The sequence below is a fragment of the Nostoc sp. FACHB-888 genome, assembly GCF_014696655.1.
GTDB lineage: Bacteria > Cyanobacteriota > Cyanobacteriia > Cyanobacteriales > Nostocaceae > Nostoc.
In genome coordinates this window covers 1-16,974 of the sequence record NZ_JACJQM010000102.1, presented here as the reverse complement: position 1 = coordinate 16,974, position 16,974 = coordinate 1, and the positions used below count along the sequence as shown (strand labels likewise).

Annotated in this window: 15 protein-coding genes; all 15 read left to right on the top strand. The window is 47.4% G+C overall.

Annotation, left to right across the window (positions count from 1 at the left end; genetic code table 11):
* A partial coding sequence (locus H6G26_RS31080; protein ID WP_190734424.1) for an AAA family ATPase occupies window positions 1-5,315 on the top strand: 5,315 nt, incomplete at its 5' end.
* 8 nt (window positions 5,316-5,323) lie between these two features.
* Window positions 5,324-5,953, top strand: coding sequence for a response regulator transcription factor (locus H6G26_RS31075; RefSeq protein WP_190734422.1), 630 nt, complete (start codon window positions 5,324-5,326; stop codon window positions 5,951-5,953).
* Window positions 5,954-6,251: 298 nt separating this feature from the next.
* Window positions 6,252-6,809, top strand: a complete 558-nt coding sequence (locus H6G26_RS31070; protein ID WP_190734420.1) for a thioredoxin domain-containing protein — start codon at window positions 6,252-6,254, stop codon at window positions 6,807-6,809.
* 193 nt (window positions 6,810-7,002) lie between these two features.
* Entirely contained in the window at window positions 7,003-7,470 is a 468-nt protein-coding gene (locus H6G26_RS31065; protein WP_190734418.1) for a VOC family protein, read from the top strand.
* Between the two features lie 183 nt (window positions 7,471-7,653).
* The gene (locus tag H6G26_RS31060) at window positions 7,654-8,595 is read left to right on the top strand and encodes an NAD(P)-dependent oxidoreductase (protein WP_190734416.1); all 942 of its coding nucleotides are present in this window, start codon (window positions 7,654-7,656) and stop codon (window positions 8,593-8,595) included.
* 20 nt (window positions 8,596-8,615) lie between these two features.
* The gene (locus H6G26_RS31055) at window positions 8,616-9,023 is read left to right on the top strand and encodes a hypothetical protein (protein WP_190734414.1); all 408 of its coding nucleotides are present in this window, start codon (window positions 8,616-8,618) and stop codon (window positions 9,021-9,023) included.
* A gap of 231 nt (window positions 9,024-9,254) precedes the next feature.
* A complete protein-coding gene (locus tag H6G26_RS31050; RefSeq protein ID WP_347242530.1) occupies window positions 9,255-9,923 on the top strand; it encodes an NAD(P)H-dependent oxidoreductase in 669 nt (222 codons plus the stop codon).
* 189 nt (window positions 9,924-10,112) lie between these two features.
* Window positions 10,113-10,397: a hypothetical protein gene (locus H6G26_RS31045; protein WP_190734412.1), complete on the top strand. Its 285-nt coding sequence runs from the start codon at window positions 10,113-10,115 to the stop codon at window positions 10,395-10,397.
* Window positions 10,398-10,435: 38 nt separating this feature from the next.
* Window positions 10,436-10,948, top strand: coding sequence for a DUF2721 domain-containing protein (locus H6G26_RS31040; RefSeq protein ID WP_190734410.1), 513 nt, complete (start codon window positions 10,436-10,438; stop codon window positions 10,946-10,948).
* A gap of 126 nt (window positions 10,949-11,074) precedes the next feature.
* Complete coding sequence (locus tag H6G26_RS31035; RefSeq protein ID WP_190734407.1) at window positions 11,075-11,824, top strand: SDR family oxidoreductase; 750 nt, start codon at window positions 11,075-11,077, stop codon at window positions 11,822-11,824.
* 225 nt (window positions 11,825-12,049) lie between these two features.
* Window positions 12,050-12,484 carry a cupin domain-containing protein gene (locus tag H6G26_RS31030; RefSeq protein ID WP_242053980.1) on the top strand — a complete coding sequence of 145 codons (435 nt, stop codon included), beginning with the start codon at window positions 12,050-12,052 and terminating at the stop codon, window positions 12,482-12,484.
* A gap of 338 nt (window positions 12,485-12,822) precedes the next feature.
* Entirely contained in the window at window positions 12,823-13,689 is an 867-nt protein-coding gene (locus H6G26_RS31025; RefSeq protein ID WP_190734403.1) for an oxidoreductase, read from the top strand.
* A 135-nt stretch (window positions 13,690-13,824) separates the two neighbouring features.
* Window positions 13,825-15,519: a GMC family oxidoreductase N-terminal domain-containing protein gene (locus H6G26_RS31020; RefSeq protein ID WP_190734401.1), complete on the top strand. Its 1,695-nt coding sequence runs from the start codon at window positions 13,825-13,827 to the stop codon at window positions 15,517-15,519.
* A gap of 147 nt (window positions 15,520-15,666) precedes the next feature.
* Window positions 15,667-16,377, top strand: a complete 711-nt coding sequence (locus H6G26_RS31015) for an SDR family oxidoreductase (protein ID WP_190734399.1) — start codon at window positions 15,667-15,669, stop codon at window positions 16,375-16,377.
* 67 nt (window positions 16,378-16,444) lie between these two features.
* The gene (locus H6G26_RS31010) at window positions 16,445-16,771 is read left to right on the top strand and encodes an NIPSNAP family protein (RefSeq protein WP_190734397.1); all 327 of its coding nucleotides are present in this window, start codon (window positions 16,445-16,447) and stop codon (window positions 16,769-16,771) included.
* Window positions 16,772-16,974: the final 203 nt, after the last annotated feature.

Sequence of the window (16,974 nt, the reverse complement as noted above, 5' to 3'; positions counted from 1 at the left end):
GTTATCAGAGTGCCTGGGGCATCAAAGCAGATTTAGAAATTGGTCTTCACCAGTTCGCACAAACCGATAAAATCGATGGCATTCAACTCGGTCTTCAAGACATTTCGGATCGGTTTCAAATTCCCCAAAAATTGTATGGACGCGAAGCAGAGATTAAAGCATTATTAGCAGCGTTTGACAGAGTAGCAGAAACGGGGAATGAAGAATTGAGAGTGAAGAATCAAGAAAATTCTCAATTCCTTGTTGAGATGATGTTGGTATCTGGCTATGCTGGGGTTGGCAAATCAGCGTTAGTACAAGAACTCTACAAGCCCATCACTGCAAAACACGGCTATTTTGTCTCTGGTAAGTTTGACCAATTTGGGCGCAATATTCCCTACAGCGCGATCGCAGATGCCCTGCAAAAATTGGTACAACAATTGCTCAGTGAACCAGACGAGCAAGTGCAACAATGGCGATCACGCTTGCTAACGGCTTTGGGAAGCAACGGAAAAATTATCATTGATATCATCCCGGAAGTTGAATTAATTATCGGCAAGCAGCCGCCTGTATCAGAAGTTGGAGCAACTGAAGCTCAAAATCGCTTCAATCTAATTTTTCAGAAGTTTGTGCGGGTGTTTTGTTCATCACACCCGCTTGTTATCTTTTTAGATGATTTGCAATGGATAGACTCAGCAACGCTGAAGTTAATTGAGCTGATGTTGCTTGATGAACAAACCCAATTCCTATTTTTAATTGGAGCCTATCGAGATAATGAAGTTAACCCAACGCATCCGTTGATGTTAACGCTAGAAAGATTGCGAAAACAAGGGGCAATGCTTCAGGAAATTATCTTAGCACCATTAACCCTGGGTTCATTGAGTCAGTTGATTGCCGAGACGCTACATCAGAATGCAGACACCGTTTGTTCGTTAGCTCAGTTAGTACTGCGTAAAACCGAGGGCAATCCTTTCTTTGTCGGTGAATTTTTGAGAATGCTGCATAGCGAAAATCTGCTGACATTTGATGCACAACACTTATGCTGGCAATGGAACATTGCTGATATTCAAGCCCAGGATATTACTGATAATGTAGTAGATTTGCTACTCATTAAGTTAAATAAATTACCAGAAAACACACAGCAAATTCTCCAGTTAGCGGCTTGTATCGGTGCTGAATTTAATTTAAATACCTTAGCGATCGTTTGCAAACAATCTCCTAAAGCAATTTCTCTAGATTTACTAGTAGCCATTCAAGCTGGATTAATTCAACCTATATCTGAATTAGACGAAAACCTATTAGTTCAAGAATATAAGTTTTTGCACGATCGCGTGCAGCAAGCTGCTTATGCCCTAATCGATGAGTCGCAAAAACTTGGGGTACATCTGCAAATCGGTCGCAATTTACTCGAAAAGACTTCGCCACAGCAGCTAGCAGAGCGGTTATTTGAAATCGTTGACCATCTGAATTATGCAACCGAGTTAATCACTGAGCAATCTGAACGGAATGAGATTGCCAAACTGAATTTGCAAGCAGGTCAGAAAGCGCTGGCAGCGATGGCTTATGAAGCAGCTTTCAAGTATTTCAATGCAGGGCTTAAACTCCTTGATGTGGAAAGTTGGCAGCGTGAGTATGATCTAACTTTGGTGTTGCATTCAGAGGCAGCAGAGGCAGCATACCTCAGTGGTCACTTTGACAAAATGGAGCGGCTTGTAGAAGAAGTGTTCAACCGTGCCAAGACAGTGCTCGATAAAGTGAAAGCTTACGATAGCAGAATTCAAGCATGGCTGTCGCAGGGAAACCCTAAAGAAGCACTTAAAACTGGCTTGGAAGTGCTGCAACTCTTGGGAATTAGTTTAGTGGAAGTTCCAAGTCAGTTAGACGTTCAAGCAGGATTAGAGGAAACAGCTTCACAATTCGCTGGGCGGAAAATCGAAGATTTGATTGATTTGCCAGAGATGACTGAACCTCTGCCACTGGCAGCAATCCACATTTTAGTAAGTACAGTGGGTGCGGCTTTTAATGTGTCACCCGCTCTGATGGTGCTGATTGTGTGCAAGATGGTGAATTTATCGATCGCCAATGGAAACGCTATCTGGTCGCTTCTCGGTTATGCTGCCTATGGCATGATGCTATGTGGAGTTGTACAAGACATTGAACTGGGCTATCGATTTGGCAAACTATCCTTAAATTTAGCGAAAAGATTAAGTAGCAAGAGAGTTAACTGTAAAGCATCGCTGATGGTGAATTTTCATATCATTCACTGGAAAACCCACCTTAAAGACACGTTCCCCGCTTTAGCGGATGCTTATCAAAGCGGGATAGAAAGTGGAGAGTTTGAATTTGCAGGTTATTGTGCATTTAGCCTATGTTATTGCCCCTTTTTTGCAGGACAAGAACTGACAGAACTGGAACAACAAACAGCGATTTATCGTAAAGCCACCAATCAAATTAGACGAGAGACTGTTTCTACTTGGCTAGCAATGTTGCAGCAAACGATCCTTAACCTGCGAGGTCAATCTGAAAATCCAAGTCGCTTAGTGGGTTGTCTCTATGACGAAGAGCAAGCAGTATCACAGGCGATCGCTGTCAAGGATGGAACTAGCATTCACTATTTTTACTTAAATAAGCTGATTTTATGCTATCTGTTCGGCGAGTATGAGCAAGCTGCAAAAACGGCTACTTTGGCAGAACAGTATTTAGACGCAGCCACAGCAATAATCTCTGTACCTATATTTCATTTCTATGACTCTCTAATATTTCTGAGCTTGTTAGCGGATGCTTCAAACTCTGAAAAAGCAGCTTGGTTGAATCGCGTTAACGCCAACCAGGAAAAAATGCAGAAATGGGCACACCATGCCCCCATGAATTTTTTGCATAAATTTCAGTTAGTTGAGGCAGAGAAAGCACGAGTCTTTGGTCAGTTTTTTGAGGCAGAGGAGTTTTACGAACAAGCAATTCTTGGTGCTAAAGAAAACGAGTACCTTCAAGAAGAAGCTTTAGGCTATGAGTTAGCTGCAAAACATTACTTGGCTCGTGGCCGAGAAAGGTTTGCTCAACTCTATATGAAGGAAGCCCATTACTGCTATGAGCGATGGGGAGCAACCGCAAAAGCCAAAGATTTAGAGACTCGCTATCCACAGTTTTTTCCTCAGTCGCTGAATGTGGCTCTCACAAAAGTTCACACTGCTGCTGGAACTACTTCTAACACTTCACATATTGCTTTCGATTTAGCAACAGTGATCAGAGCATTCCAAGCTATTTCTCGCGAAATTGAACTGGATCAGTTACTCAATTCTTTGATGCAGATATTAATTGAGAATGCTGGCGCACAAACTGGATGCTTGATTTTGGAAAACGCAGGAGAATGGGTGATCGAGGCTGCTTGTGAACTCAATGATGGTGAAGCAATTGCGGTGGACGGGTTCCCCGGCATAAGCAAACTGCTGTTAGCGTCAGCGGTAGCGAGGAACGAGCGTCACCCGGAGGGTACGAATGTTTGTGCTACACAAGTAATGCAATCGATTTCAATGGTAAATCGCTTACCCGAATCCATCATTCATTATGTGATTCGGACTCATGAATCTGTGATCTTAAATGATGCAACTCGTGAAGGTAATTTCATCAATGAGCCATATATTCAGCAGAACCAAACGAAATCACTTCTTTGTTTGCCACTGTTGAATCAAAGTAAACTTGTTGGTGTGCTGTATCTGGAAAATCGATTAGTAACTAGGGCATTCACAGCAGAGCGAGTCTCCTTTGGAGACGCTACGCGAACGCAACTTCTAAGTTTACTATCTACTCAGGCAGCAATTGCGATCGAAAATGCAAAACTCTACTCAAAACTACGCACTAGCGAAAGTCAGATGGCTCAATTTCTAGAAGCGATTCCAGTCGGAATTGGCATCGTCGATGCGGCAGGCCGTCCTTATTACGCCAATCAACAGGGTATCCAGCTAATGGGTAGAGGGATTGATCCTTCCGTACCACCTAATCAAATCGCTGAGGTTTATCAGTTCTATGTGACCGGAACGAATCAAATCTATCCAACAGAGAGACTGCCAGCCATCCGGGCGTTGAGCGGCGAACGTACCAAGATTGATGATGTAGATATCCGGCAGAACAATGCAACCATTCCAATTGAGGTATGGGGCACTCCTGTCTTTGATGAACAGGGCAATGTAGTTTATGGAATCGTTGCCTTTCAAGACATTACTGAGCGCAAAAAAGCTGAGAGACTACTTGCTGATTATAATCGCACCTTAGAACAACAGGTTGCAGCACGGACAGCAGCTTTACAGCAAAGCGAAGCAGAACTACGCCATCGAGAACAGGAATTACGAGTGATTACGGACGCTCTACCTGTTTGTATCACCTATGTAGATGCCAACCAGCGTTATCGGTTTGCCAACCGCACTTACGAGGAATGGTTTCACCGTAGTCCAGGTGAGATTCTGGGCAAGCATGTTTGCGAAAACTTGGGTGAAGCGTCTTATCAAGTTGTACAACCATACATCAATCAAGCACTGGCAGGGCAAATCACAACCTATGAGGCAGAAATTCCTTGTGTGTTTGGCAAGAAATATATCAGTAATTCCCTCATCCCTGATTTCGATGACAATGGTCAAGTGAAAGGATATTATGGTCTGATTGCAGATATCAGCGAACAGCGAAACGCTGCACTGCGTGAACGCAGACGTGCTGAAGAAGCTTCAATTCTCGAAGAGCGCAACCGCATGGCACGAGAAATTCACGATACATTAGCACAGGCTTTTACAGGCGTTTTGCTCCATGTAGGATCTGTAACACAAATGTTGACAGATGATTCGGGCTGTGCTCAGATATATCTGGAAAGGCTGGAAAAGATTGATGAATTAGCTCGAACTGGACTTGCTGAAGCTCGTCGTTCAGTGGTAGCGCTCCGTCCCCAGTTGTTAGAAGAGAATACTTTACAGAGTGCTCTACATCACCTTGTGGCTCAAATGCGGTCAACTACCAAGACCACTTTAATATACGAAAGCAAGGGTATAGTTTACTTTCTTCCAACTGAAATGGAAAATCACTTACTACGGATTGGGCAGGAAGCTTTAACAAACGCCATCAAGTACGCCAATGCTAATACAATTCTGGTTGAGCTAGTGTACAACGATGCTCAATGTCTTTTGCGCGTTAAAGACGATGGGCAGGGCTTTGGGCTTGGTAGTATTTCATCACCTAGTGGCTTTGGTTTGTTGGGAATGAGCGAGCGAGCAGAACAGATTGGGGCACACCTGGCGATTCAAAGCCAACCTGGACAAGGTACAGAAATTATTGTTATTGTCAACCGGGAGTGAAAATCATTATGAGTCAATCTACTAAAATTCGGGTTCTGATTGTTGATGATCACTCCCTCGTTACAGAAGGATTGGCAAACATCATTAACTATGATCCAGAAATGATAGTGGTTGCTCAAGCAGAGGACGGACAACAGGCGATCGACCGTTATCGTGAACATCAGCCTGATGTCACCCTCATGGATTTACGAATGCCGAGAATGGCAGGGGTTGAAGCCATTACTGTGATTTGTGCTGAATTTAAGTCAGCTCGAATTATTGTGCTAACAACCTATGATGGCGATGAAGATATTTATCGAGGATTGCGAGCAGGTGCTCAGGGCTATCTGCTTAAAGATGCAAAACCAAATGAACTTTTGAATGCGATCCGCATCGTTCATAATGGTCAGCAGTATGTTTCTCCGACCGTGGCAAGAAAATTGGTAGAACGGATGAACAACCCAGTACTCAGTGAACGAGAGCTAGAAGTGCTCCGTTTAATGGCGCAGGGATTGAGTAATCAAGACATTGGAACTGCTCTAAATATTGGTGAAAGCACTGTTAAATCGCATGTGACTCGTATTTTGAGCAAGCTGGCAGTTAGCGATCGCACCCAAGCCGTCATTGTTGCTGTTAAACGTGGGCTTGTTAATTTATAGGTTTCACTTTAGTTAAGGCTTGGATTCCGACTTTAGTCGGAGTTAATCTACTGCTTTTGATGGATTACTTCATCCATCCTTATATTGTGCTAAATTATGAACTTTCAGTGGATGACATGTAGGAGTCAATTACCTATATTGAATTCATGGAAACGCTAACAGCAATTTAGTTGCAGGGTTTACAGCTATTTTCAGGTAAATAGACCACGCAGTAAGGGCACAGTAATGCTGTGCCCCTACGACAGATGTGGTTCAAATACATGAAAACTGCTGTAAGTTTGCTTGACAGGTCTGAAAGATGGCTGACGATCGCAAGCATCATTCCTTGTTTGTCCCGCCTTTAATTCAGGATCACATTCAAGGTGTGCTAAGTGCCAGTGTTGTACTCATTATGTATGGAGATTATGAATGTTTTCAAAGTGCAAACGCCTATCGGTTGATTAAAGCCGCTCAACAGCAGTTAAGTCATTCTTTGGCGGAGAATGATGTGTGTTTTATCTTTCGTCATTTTCCCCAGAAACAGATTCATCCTCATGCTCAACGGGCAGCAGAAGCAGCGGAAGCAGCAGCAATGCAAGGCCAGTTTTGGCAGATGCATGAGATGCTCTTTATCTATCAACAAGCGTTAGAGAACGGATACCTTGTGGAATATGCGAATCGTCTGGGACTTGACATTCCTCGATTTTTGCAAGACTTATCCAAAGGAGTTTATGTCGATCACATCATTGCAGACATTCAAGGTGGATATCGAAGTGGGGTAGAAGCTGCACCAGCTTTGTTTGTTAATGAGATTCGTTATCGCGAGCGTTGGACTATTGAGCAATTGATAGTAGCCATTGTGGCAGCAATTAACTAACGTTTTTGCGATCTTTCCCTAAAGCATATTAAATCTAACTACTTCCGGCTCATTTCCTGCTACTTTCCTCCAATGCCGAACAATTAAATCACGTTTTAACTCAAAGAACTTGAGTGGTCTAAATTGAGCGATCGCCCAAGAATGAAAAGTAACGAATCTGAACAGCAAATCCACCAATCTAAAGGAGAACAAGATGAGTAGCAATTCTGTAACCAGTCAAGACATGAAACTCGAAGTTGTGGTGATACCCGTTGCCGATGTCGATCGCTCCAAAGACTTTTACAAAACGTTGGGATGGCGACTCGATGCTGACTTTCCTGGCGAGAATGGTTTCCGAGTCGTGCAATTTACCCCGCCTGGATCGCAAGCATCAATCATCTTTGGGAAAGGAGTGTCGTTAGCCGAGCCAGGCTCAGTTCAAGGCTTGTATCTCATAGTTTACGACATCGAAGCAGCCCGTGCCGAACTTGTTGAGCGGGGTGTGGAGGTGAGCGAGGTGTTCCACGACATCGGCAGGATCTTCCACCATGCAGGAACTGAGGGACGAGTACCAGGTCCCGATCCAAAGCGTGGCGATTATGCTTCCTATGCCTCGTTCAGTGATCCTGACGGCAATGGTTGGATACTCCAAGAGGTCAGGGTGCGGCTTCCCGGACGGTAATGGAACATCGATCGCTTAAGGACAGAAGCGAAGTTCGCGACAGAGGTTATGAAGGAAATAGGTGGAAAAGTAGAGGAATGGAGGAGTTACTTATCATCCCCTCTACTCCCTTACCCCTCTACCACTTCCGCTATCAACGCAATGTAGTGCCATACTAGCTAACAAGTTTTAGAGGAGTCACAAATGAGGATTTTTGTTGCCGGGGCAACAGGAGCGATCGGTCGCCCGCTACTCGACCAATTACTTGCCAAAGGACACAATGTTGTCGCGCTGACCCGCTCCCAAGAAAGAGCACAGTCATTAGTGGAACAGGGAATAGAGCCTGCGATCGCAGATGTATTCGACCCAGATTCAGTCAAAACAGCGATCGCCCACGCTCAACCGGAGGTGGTGATTGAACAACTTACCGCCCTACCCAGAACTTACAGCCGCGAATCCATGACTGCGGCAGCGCCTCTCAATACGCGCATTCGGTTAGAAGGAGGTGCCAATGTGCTAGCGGCAGCACAGGCAGCAGGAGTGCGCCGTTACTTGAGACAGTCGATCGCCATCTGGGGAATTCCCGGTGCTGGATTGGCAGATGAGGAAACGCCTCTAGTGCTTGACGCTTCCCCCGTCGTTGCCGCAGAGTCTGGCGTTATGACTGAGATTGAACGTCGTTTATTGGAAACATCCAATCTCGAAGGAATTGCCTTACGCTATGGTTTCTTCTACGGACCCGGCACCTGGTTCAACCCGGATGGTGATGTAGGGCAACAAGTGCGGCAGCAACAGTTTCCGATCGTCGGGAATGGGGATGGCGTCTGGTCGTGGTTACACATTGAGGATGCAGCGATCGCCACTGTTGCAGCAGTTGAGCAGGGCAATCCTGGGGTTTATCTGATTGTCGATGATCAGCCTTTAGCAGTGCGCGAATGGCTCCCTGCGTTTGCTCGATCGCTGAATGCTCCCCCACCGCCGCGAGTATCGGTTGAAGATGCTCTGAAAATGGAGGGTGGCGCGGACATTGTTTACTACCAAACTCAGATGCGAGGTGCATCGAATGCCAAAGCAAAACGCGAACTGAATTTTCAGCCTCGACCATTGGAATGGATGGTTAACACCGTTGCGGCTCATGCCAGTTAACAGGTTAAAGGAGAAGTAAGATGAAGATTGCTCAGTATGGAACAGCGATCGTCGTTATGCATGTAATCGTTCATGGACTGCACGGCTTCGCGCATAACGAAATCCCAGTTTCCCTTTCTCTGCTGCAGGGTTTGTTTGTAGGTGTTGTGGTGATATTAGCTCCCATTATTGCAGCCGGTTTACTCTGGACGTCGTTCTACCGCATTGGTAGCTGGCTCTTGCTGGGTTCAATGGCAGGCTCACTCCTTTCTGCAATCTACAATCATCACTTGGTCATTAGCCCGGATCATGTTTCTAAAGTGTCCTTTGAAGGTTGGGGCTTGCTTTTCCAACTCACTGCTTACCTGATGTTAATTGTCGATGGATTGGGATGTTGGATTAGTGGATTAGCGTTGAGAACAACTCAGTCACCAGAGAAGGCAATATGAGTTCCTCTCAACGGTTTTAACCACTCTCGTTCCCGACTGTTCCGGTTTGCGTACCGCTGTGGCAATGCCATGAGTGAAAAACATGGCTGATCGAGGGTAAGGGAACTCCAAAAAATAAATTATCCAAATTTCTGGACTCAACACTACTATTTTTCCCCCTGCTCCCTGCCCCCTGCTCCCCTGCCCTAAATGCGATGGGATATTTTTTTAGTTGGAAGTCCCTAAGTTCTCGTGTTTTCACAACTCACGGCGGATGGCTTAAAACTCAACAACCATAAACTCATCATCAGAAAACTAGAAGGAAAGGAGGAATTCATGATCACTGCCAAAATTCTCGCTTTTGCCGGGAGTGCTCGCCAAGATTCTGTCAACAAAAAACTGGCGAAAATTGCCGTTGAAGGAGCTAAAGCCGTAGGTGCAGAAGTGTCTTACCTGGATTTTCGCGATCTGCCTTTACCGCTCTATGATGGAGATTTGGAGGAGGCTGAGGGACTGCCAGAGAATGCCCTCAAGCTCAAGTCCCTGATGAAAGCGCATCAGGGATTCCTTATTGCCTGCCCAGAATACAACAGTTCGATTACCCCACTGCTGAAAAATGCGATCGATTGGGCATCGCGTCCTGAACCGGACGAACCTTCATTGGTGTGTTTCAAAGAAAAGGTTGCGGTGTTAATGAGTGCTTCCCCTGGAAATTTGGGAGGCTTACGAGGATTAACTCATGTCCGTTCCATTCTTGGCAACATTGGAGTTCTGGTATTGCCAGATCAGCAGGCAATTGGGAACGCTTATCAAGCGTTTGATGAGAATGGCAATTTGAAGGATGAAGCCCAACAGACAAGTATCCTGCAACTTGGCAGCAAACTCGCAACAGTGACTGCCAAACTCAATCTCCCTGTCTAAACAAAGTAGAGCATTGCAACATTCAGTGATCTAGACGGTAAAGGTGCGGCTTGCCAGGTTCACACCACCGTGGCTTTTGGTTAAAAGGAAACCTGTTACTTGCCTGAGCAGCATGGTTTCATCGCAACTTGACTGCGTCTGGGTATGAAAAAGTTTGACCAGTAATTTTAGCAACATTGGAGAACAATTATGACTCAAGCAAAGCATCCTGCTGATCCAACCCCTCCAACCCTGGAAGGAAAACTGGCTCTGTTACGGAAATTAAGGGATGAATTGGGCAGCGGTGATACCATTCGTCGCCTCTTTTTTGGCGACCTGGAACCCATTGCCCTTCAACCTGGAGGAGCGAACACGGTCGTTCATCTTTACAACAAAGCTGATGATGTCACGATTGCCTATTGTTCTTCCTACGATGTATTTCTGGCTGCCCGTCCGGGACGAGTCACCGAATTCGACCCCGCCGAAATCAAATAGAGATATGGTTAACGCCTTATCTAAGAGAGCGTGGCATTATGTCGTCAATTGAGGAAGTGACAAAGACAATTGACCTGATCATTGTGCCTGTCGTTATGATCACGGCTTGTGCCATCGTGGTAAATGGGTTGATTGTCCGGTACGGTTCCCTTGGCGATCGCCTACGTACCGTCAACCACGAACTGAGCGACTTGCAGGAGTCCGATCTGGCTCACAATCAAAACAAAGCTCAGAGGGTACAAGAACTTGAATCCCTGCTGAGGGATTTGCTGAGGCACCATCATTTCGTGCATGATGCTCTTGTTCTTACTTATACTTCCATCCTAGTCTTTATGCTGGATATGCTGGTCATTGCCATAGCAGTCGCCACGAATGCCAGTTGGCTATCACAGATGGCACTGATACTCTTTCTCGGTGGAGTTGCCGTTCTTTTTGGGGGAATAGTTTTGATTGCTTACGAGCTTCGCACATCTCACTATTCCATTCAATTAGAGGTGCATCGTATTTGTCGCCTGTGCCGCCACCAACACACCAAACTGGCAGGAAATTGAGCTAGGAGCAAAATATTCGCAAAGACCTACGCATTTAATTGAAGGTAAGTTCTCGTGTTTTCACAACTCACTGCGGATGGCTCAAAACTCAACAACCCTGTTCTTTAAATTATCAGAGGTTTTGTCATGAAAATTGTTGTCATAGGTGGCAATGGACTGATCGGTAAGAAGCTTGTCAGCAGGCTACGTGAGCGCGGACATGAGACGGTGGCAGCGTCCCCTTCTTCAGGTGTCAATGCTGTTACAGGTGAGGGACTGGCTGAGGTGTTAGTGGGCGCTCAAGTTGTTGTCGATGTGACAAATTCACCCTCCTTTGAAGATGCGGCCGTGTTGGAGTTCTTCGAGAAGTCATCCCGAAACCTGCTGGCGGCGGAAGCAGACGCGGGTGTGGCTCATCACGTTGTGGTATCAATCGTCGGTGCCGATCGCATCCCTGATAGCGGCTATATGCGTGCGAAAGTCGCTCAGGAAAAGTTGATCCAGTCCGCAGCGATACCCTATACAATCGTCCGCGCTACGCAGTTCTTTGAGTTCATTGAGACGATCATCGCTCAATTCCCCACGGATGGGCAAACGGTTCACTTGCCCCCTGCCTTTATCCAGCCCATCTGGTCAGATGACGTTGTTGACACGCTGGTCGATATCATACTGAGAGCGCCAGTAAACGGCATTATCGATTTAGCTGGCCCAGATCGGTTCCGTTTCGAGGAAATCATCCGCCAATTCCTGAGTGCAACTCACGACTCACGTCAGGTAGTTGTAGACAGCCACGCCCGTTACTTTGGTGCAGCGTTGAACGATCAGCTTGTTCCGCAGGGCAACTCACTCATCGGCTCGACCCGTTTTGAGGACTGGCTCAACCGCTCGATCGCTTAAAGATCAGCAATGAGAATTTAATGCTGACATCGGTTGAGTTGAAGACACAAAATTCAACATCCCATAACTACTGAGTTTTGCAAAGCTCAACTCAACCTACATATGTCTAATCCGCGATCGGCTTGATTCAGCATGAGGGCACATGATACGGATTTATATCTGCCAGTTTGTATTCACGTAAGGAGAACGGAAGTGTTTACTAGATTTTTCTCACGAGTTGCATTCATGACTCTCTCCATATTCATAACACTCTCCATATTCGCAACTCTCCCCGTATTCGCAGCTTCAGCCAATGATTTATCTGCTGATACGTCTAATGATCTGTCTAAGGTAACGCTGGTTTTTGATCGCGCCCTTCCCAATGTGCCTGGAAAGAGTATCAAAGGCTTGCTGGTCGAATATGCACCAGGTGGCTCCACACCCGCACATATCCATGCAGCCTCGGCTTTTGTCTATGCAACCGTACTTGAAGGTGCGATTCGTAGCAAAATCAATGATAAGCCGGAGCAGGTGTATCACGCTGGTGAGAATTTTTTTGAAGTGCCTGGCGATCATCATCGTGTCAGCGCAAATGCCAGTGATACTCAACCCATGCGTATGCTAGCCGTCTTTGTTGTCGATACCAATGAAGAGAACCTGACCAGAGCGGACGACAAGTAAGACGTAAAATTGCCTACAAAAATTTTGATGTATCGACACTACCGAACTTAGAGCCGGAGACACTCAAGAGCTGGTGAGTTGGGATGATAACAACATCACTGTTGCCAATATCACTCAACGTTATGTTCGTGAGCAGGAAAATCCAGAATTACTTCATCACGCAGCTAACAGCCAAGCATATCAGGTCTAACAAGCTCCCTTCCTGCTGTTTTCCTCCAATCCAAATGATTAAGTCGCGTTTTAACTCAAAGAACTTGAGTGGTGTATATTGGGCGATCGCAGAAGAATGAAGTTAATCGAGGTGGGCATTGAGCTTCACCAACCTAAAGGAGAACAAGATGAAAACGCAGAAAGTGTGGTTCATTACCGGAGCTTCCAGAGGCTTTGGGTTAGAAATTGCCAAAGCAGCCCTGGCAGCAGGCGACCAGGTAATAGCAACGGTTCGCAGTCAACCCGCACAACTTGCCGCTACCCTGCACGACCACCCGGATCTGTACGTTGTGCAGATGGATGTCACCCAGGAAGACCAGGTACAAGAGGCTGTTAAGCAAAGCGTTACCCGTTTCGGCCGGGTTGATGTCTTAGTCAATAATGCCGGGTTTGGCATGGTTACTGCGATCGAAGAAGCCACGGATGCCGAAGTTCGTAAACAGTATGATACCAACGTGTTTGGGTTATTGAACGTGACTCGTGCGGTGTTGCCGTACCTGCGCCAGCAAAAATCCGGGCGGGTGATCAATATCACCTCGCTGTTCGGCTACGATACAGTTCCGGGCTGGGGATTGTACGGGTCCACTAAATTTGCCGTCGAAGGTCTCTCAAAAGGGTTAGCAGTCGAACTAGCACCGCTCGGCATCCACGTCACGGCAGTAGCTCCTGGTCTTTTTAGTACCGACTTCCTGAGCGCTGAATCTTATGTTACCGCTAAGACCATCATCGACGATTACCAGGAAACGGTAGGGCCGATGCGGAGCGGAGCCGATGCGCTACATGGGCAGCAGCCCGGTGATCCGAAAAAGTTTGCTCAGGTGATTATTCGACTCGCCAATACAGAACGCCCGCCACTGCATTTGCCCGTCGGGAAGGACACGATCGCAATGTACCAGAACAACGCCGCGAAAATGGCACAAGAAATTGAAGCATGGCTGCCAGTCGCTACCAGTACTGACCATAACCACCGCGTAGCAGCTTCGACCATCGCCTGACCTGCAATTCACACATTATCTCCTTTGGAGATTGTGATGAAACTGGAAGAAGATCCAAAAGCCGTTGCCTATCGTGCAGATGTGACGGAAAGAAGCAACCCGAGCTAATTCGATTTTGAAAGCGAGGTAGGCACAATGAAAACGAACTTTGAGAACGAGTCCTTCGAAGATGAACGTGACAACTATCAACGTGGCGCTGATGGTCGCGATATTTTCGCCGAGCGTGTCCGCAGTAACCAGCACAAGCTCACCTCCCAGCTAAGGCACCAGTACGATTTTATTGTTTGCGGATCTGGATCTTCTGGCTCGGTGGTTGCCCGCAGGCTGGCCGAGAATCCAGATGTCAGCGTTCTGCTGCTTGAAGCTGGAGGCACTGATGATCTGCCAAGTGTCATGGAAGCAAATCAATGGCCAATGAACCTTGGAAGCGATCGCGACTGGAGCTTCCCAGGCCAGCCGAATCGACATGTGAACGGTCGTTCGATTCCGTTCTCTATGGGCAAGGTACTTGGCGGTGGATCGAGCATCAACGTCATGGTTTGGGCACGCGGACACAAGCATGATTGGGATTTCTTCGCATCCGTTGCCAACGATCCAGCCTGGAATTATGAATCCGTCTTGAAGATTTATCGTCGCCTGGAAGATTGGCATGGCGTGCCAGACCCGATGTATCGCGGAACAGGAGGGCCAGTATTTGTCCAGCCCGCGCCAGATCCAAACCCGATCGCACCCGCAACGCTTGAAGGAGCGCGGGTGGCGGGTATTCCTACATTTGAAAATCCGAACGGACGGATGATGGAAGCAGTGAAGGGCGCTTCTATCAGCGATGTGCGAGTCCGCAATGGCAAACGCGAATCGATATTCCGCTCTTACATCTTCCCCTATATGGATCGGCCAAACCTGACGGTTCTCAGTCATGCGCTGGTCACACGGTTGACGTTCCAGGGCAAGCGGGTCACTGGCGTGGAGATCGCTTATCGGGGCGCGATCTATCGCATTGGTGCGGCAGTCGAAGTCGTGCTGTCGCTCGGTGCAATCCATACGCCAAAAGTGCTAATGCAATCCGGTATCGGCGATGAAGCCGAGTTGCGGCGATTTGGAATTCCTGTTGTGCAGCACCTTCCCGGTGTGGGGCAAAATTTTCAAGACCACGTTGCATTTGATTGTGTCTGGGAATATCAAAACGCTCTCGCACCAAGAAATAACTTGTCTGAGGCAATCTTTTTCTCGACGAGCCAGCCCGAGCTTGACAGTCCAGACTTATTTGTTTGTCAAGCCGAGGTGCCAAAATCCAGTGCCGAGAATGCCGTCCGGTTTGGGCTGCCTGATGCAGGCTGGACGTTATTTGGAGCGCTCGTGCACCCCAAAAGCCGAGGCCGTCTGCGCCTGACGGGAGCCGATCCATCCGACCCAATTCTGATCGATGCAAACACGCTGTCTGAGCCGGATGATCTCAAAACCGCGATCGCCTGCGTAGAACTCTGCCGCGAAGTCGGTAACTCCGCTCCCCTTCGTCCGTTTGTCAAGCGCGAAGTGATGCCAGGTAATTTGAAAGGGGCCGAACTCGAACGCTTTATTCGAGATGCTGCGACGAGTTTCTGGCACGAAACCTGCACCGCGAAGATGGGTCGAGATTCTATGTCGGTGGTGGATAGCAACCTGAGAGTGTATGGAATCGACAATCTCCGGATTGCTGATGGATCAATTCTGCCGCGAATAACGACTGGTAACACGATGGCTCCCTGCGTGATCATCGGGGAGCGGGCAGCGGAAATTCTACATCTCGAACATCAGCTGCAAGCCACCGTAAAAACAGACTCTGGCAAGTAATAGAACCACAACTCTATAGCTCATATTGCATACTTGCATTTTTGTCAACACATAAGTTCTATGACTGAAAACAGACTTTGCACTGTGCCATTCAATAGATTCGTCCCTCGTTTTACTAACCCCTCAAAAGCATAAAGGAGTTTTACTATGGGCATTGAACAGAAAGTTGCTGTTATTACTGGCGCATCGCAGGGCATCGGCGCAGCCCTTGTCAAGGCATACCGCGATCGCAACTATCGGGTAGTCGCCACCTCGCGCTCGATCGAGCCATCGAACGATGATGCAATTCTCACAGTACCCGGCGACATCGCTGATCGAAAAACCGCCGAGCGTGCAATTTCCGAAGGCGTGTCCCGCTTCGGGCGCATCGACACGCTCATCAACAACGCTGGCATCTTCATCGCCAAGCCATTTACCCAATACACCGAGGCTGACTACGAAGTATATGTGGGCACCAACGTCACTGGCTTTTTTCACATGACGCAACTCGCGATCGCCCAGATGGAGAAGCAGGGCAGCGGTCATGTTGTGCAGATATCGACGAGCTTGGTTGACAACCCGATCGCTGGCGTACCATCTGTACTTGCATCACTCACTAAAGGCGGACTGAATGCCGCGACCAGATCGCTGGCGATCGAGTATGCCAAGCGCGGTATCCGGGTGAACGCGATCGCGCTAGGTAACATCAAGACGCCAATGCACCCTGCCGAGACCCATGCACAGCTCGCTGCCATGCATCCAATCGATCGTATGGGTGAAATCTCTGACATCGTTGATGCAATCTTCTACCTCGAATCAGCCAACTTTGTGACGGGTGAAATCCTTCATGTCGATGGTGGACAGAGTGCGGGTCACTGACACCACCTTGCGCCAAGAAGAATGACTTTGATGCTCTCAACCGCTTAACCTTTAAAGGAACACAGGCATGATTTACGAATTACGCATTTATCACGCCATGCCCGGACGACTACCCGCGCTGCTGTCGCGCTTCCAGAACCATACGTTACAGATTTGGGAAAAGCATGGCATCCGCCAAGCCGGATTCTGGACAACGTTAATCGGCGAGAGCAATCAACGCCTCACCTACATGCTTACCTGGGACAGCATGGCTGAACGCCAAGAGCGCTGGAACGCATTCCTCGCCGACCCCGAATGGATCGCGATCAGCACCGAGACTGAGAAAGATGGTCAACTTGTGCAGAACATCAGCAACGAGTTGCTGGCACCGACCGCTTTTTCCTCGGTGAAGTGAGCGATGGGGCAAGCTATGGAACTCGAATCGGTAGCATCTGGCCTGCAAACTTCTCCCCACCATCACAAGTAAGTAATGCGAACAGATAATCACTTAAAGACATATAGAACCCATTTGACATCTAAGAAGGTACTGCAAGCCTCTTAATCATTAGCCTGATGAAGCAGAGATTGAGTTTGGCAGTGGCATTAACCAGGGTTCGT

Excerpts from the sequence above, each read along its gene's own strand:
- H6G26_RS31030 (WP_242053980.1), top strand. The coding sequence starts at position 12,050 with ATGACTCTCTCCATATTCATAACACTCTCCATATTCGCAACTCTCCCC.
- H6G26_RS31015 (WP_190734399.1), top strand. The coding sequence starts at position 15,667 with ATGGGCATTGAACAGAAAGTTGCTGTTATTACTGGCGCATCGCAGGGC.
- H6G26_RS31055 (WP_190734414.1), top strand. The coding sequence starts at position 8,616 with ATGAAGATTGCTCAGTATGGAACAGCGATCGTCGTTATGCATGTAATC.
- H6G26_RS31045 (WP_190734412.1), top strand. The coding sequence starts at position 10,113 with ATGACTCAAGCAAAGCATCCTGCTGATCCAACCCCTCCAACCCTGGAA.
- H6G26_RS31035 (WP_190734407.1), top strand. The coding sequence starts at position 11,075 with ATGAAAATTGTTGTCATAGGTGGCAATGGACTGATCGGTAAGAAGCTT.
- H6G26_RS31010 (WP_190734397.1), top strand. The coding sequence starts at position 16,445 with ATGATTTACGAATTACGCATTTATCACGCCATGCCCGGACGACTACCC.
- H6G26_RS31065 (WP_190734418.1), top strand. The coding sequence starts at position 7,003 with ATGAGTAGCAATTCTGTAACCAGTCAAGACATGAAACTCGAAGTTGTG.
- H6G26_RS31060 (WP_190734416.1), top strand. The coding sequence starts at position 7,654 with ATGAGGATTTTTGTTGCCGGGGCAACAGGAGCGATCGGTCGCCCGCTA.
- H6G26_RS31020 (WP_190734401.1), top strand. The coding sequence starts at position 13,825 with ATGAAAACGAACTTTGAGAACGAGTCCTTCGAAGATGAACGTGACAAC.
- H6G26_RS31025 (WP_190734403.1), top strand. The coding sequence starts at position 12,823 with ATGAAAACGCAGAAAGTGTGGTTCATTACCGGAGCTTCCAGAGGCTTT.
- H6G26_RS31040 (WP_190734410.1), top strand. The coding sequence starts at position 10,436 with ATGTCGTCAATTGAGGAAGTGACAAAGACAATTGACCTGATCATTGTG.
- H6G26_RS31075 (WP_190734422.1), top strand. The coding sequence starts at position 5,324 with ATGAGTCAATCTACTAAAATTCGGGTTCTGATTGTTGATGATCACTCC.
- H6G26_RS31070 (WP_190734420.1), top strand. The coding sequence starts at position 6,252 with ATGGCTGACGATCGCAAGCATCATTCCTTGTTTGTCCCGCCTTTAATT.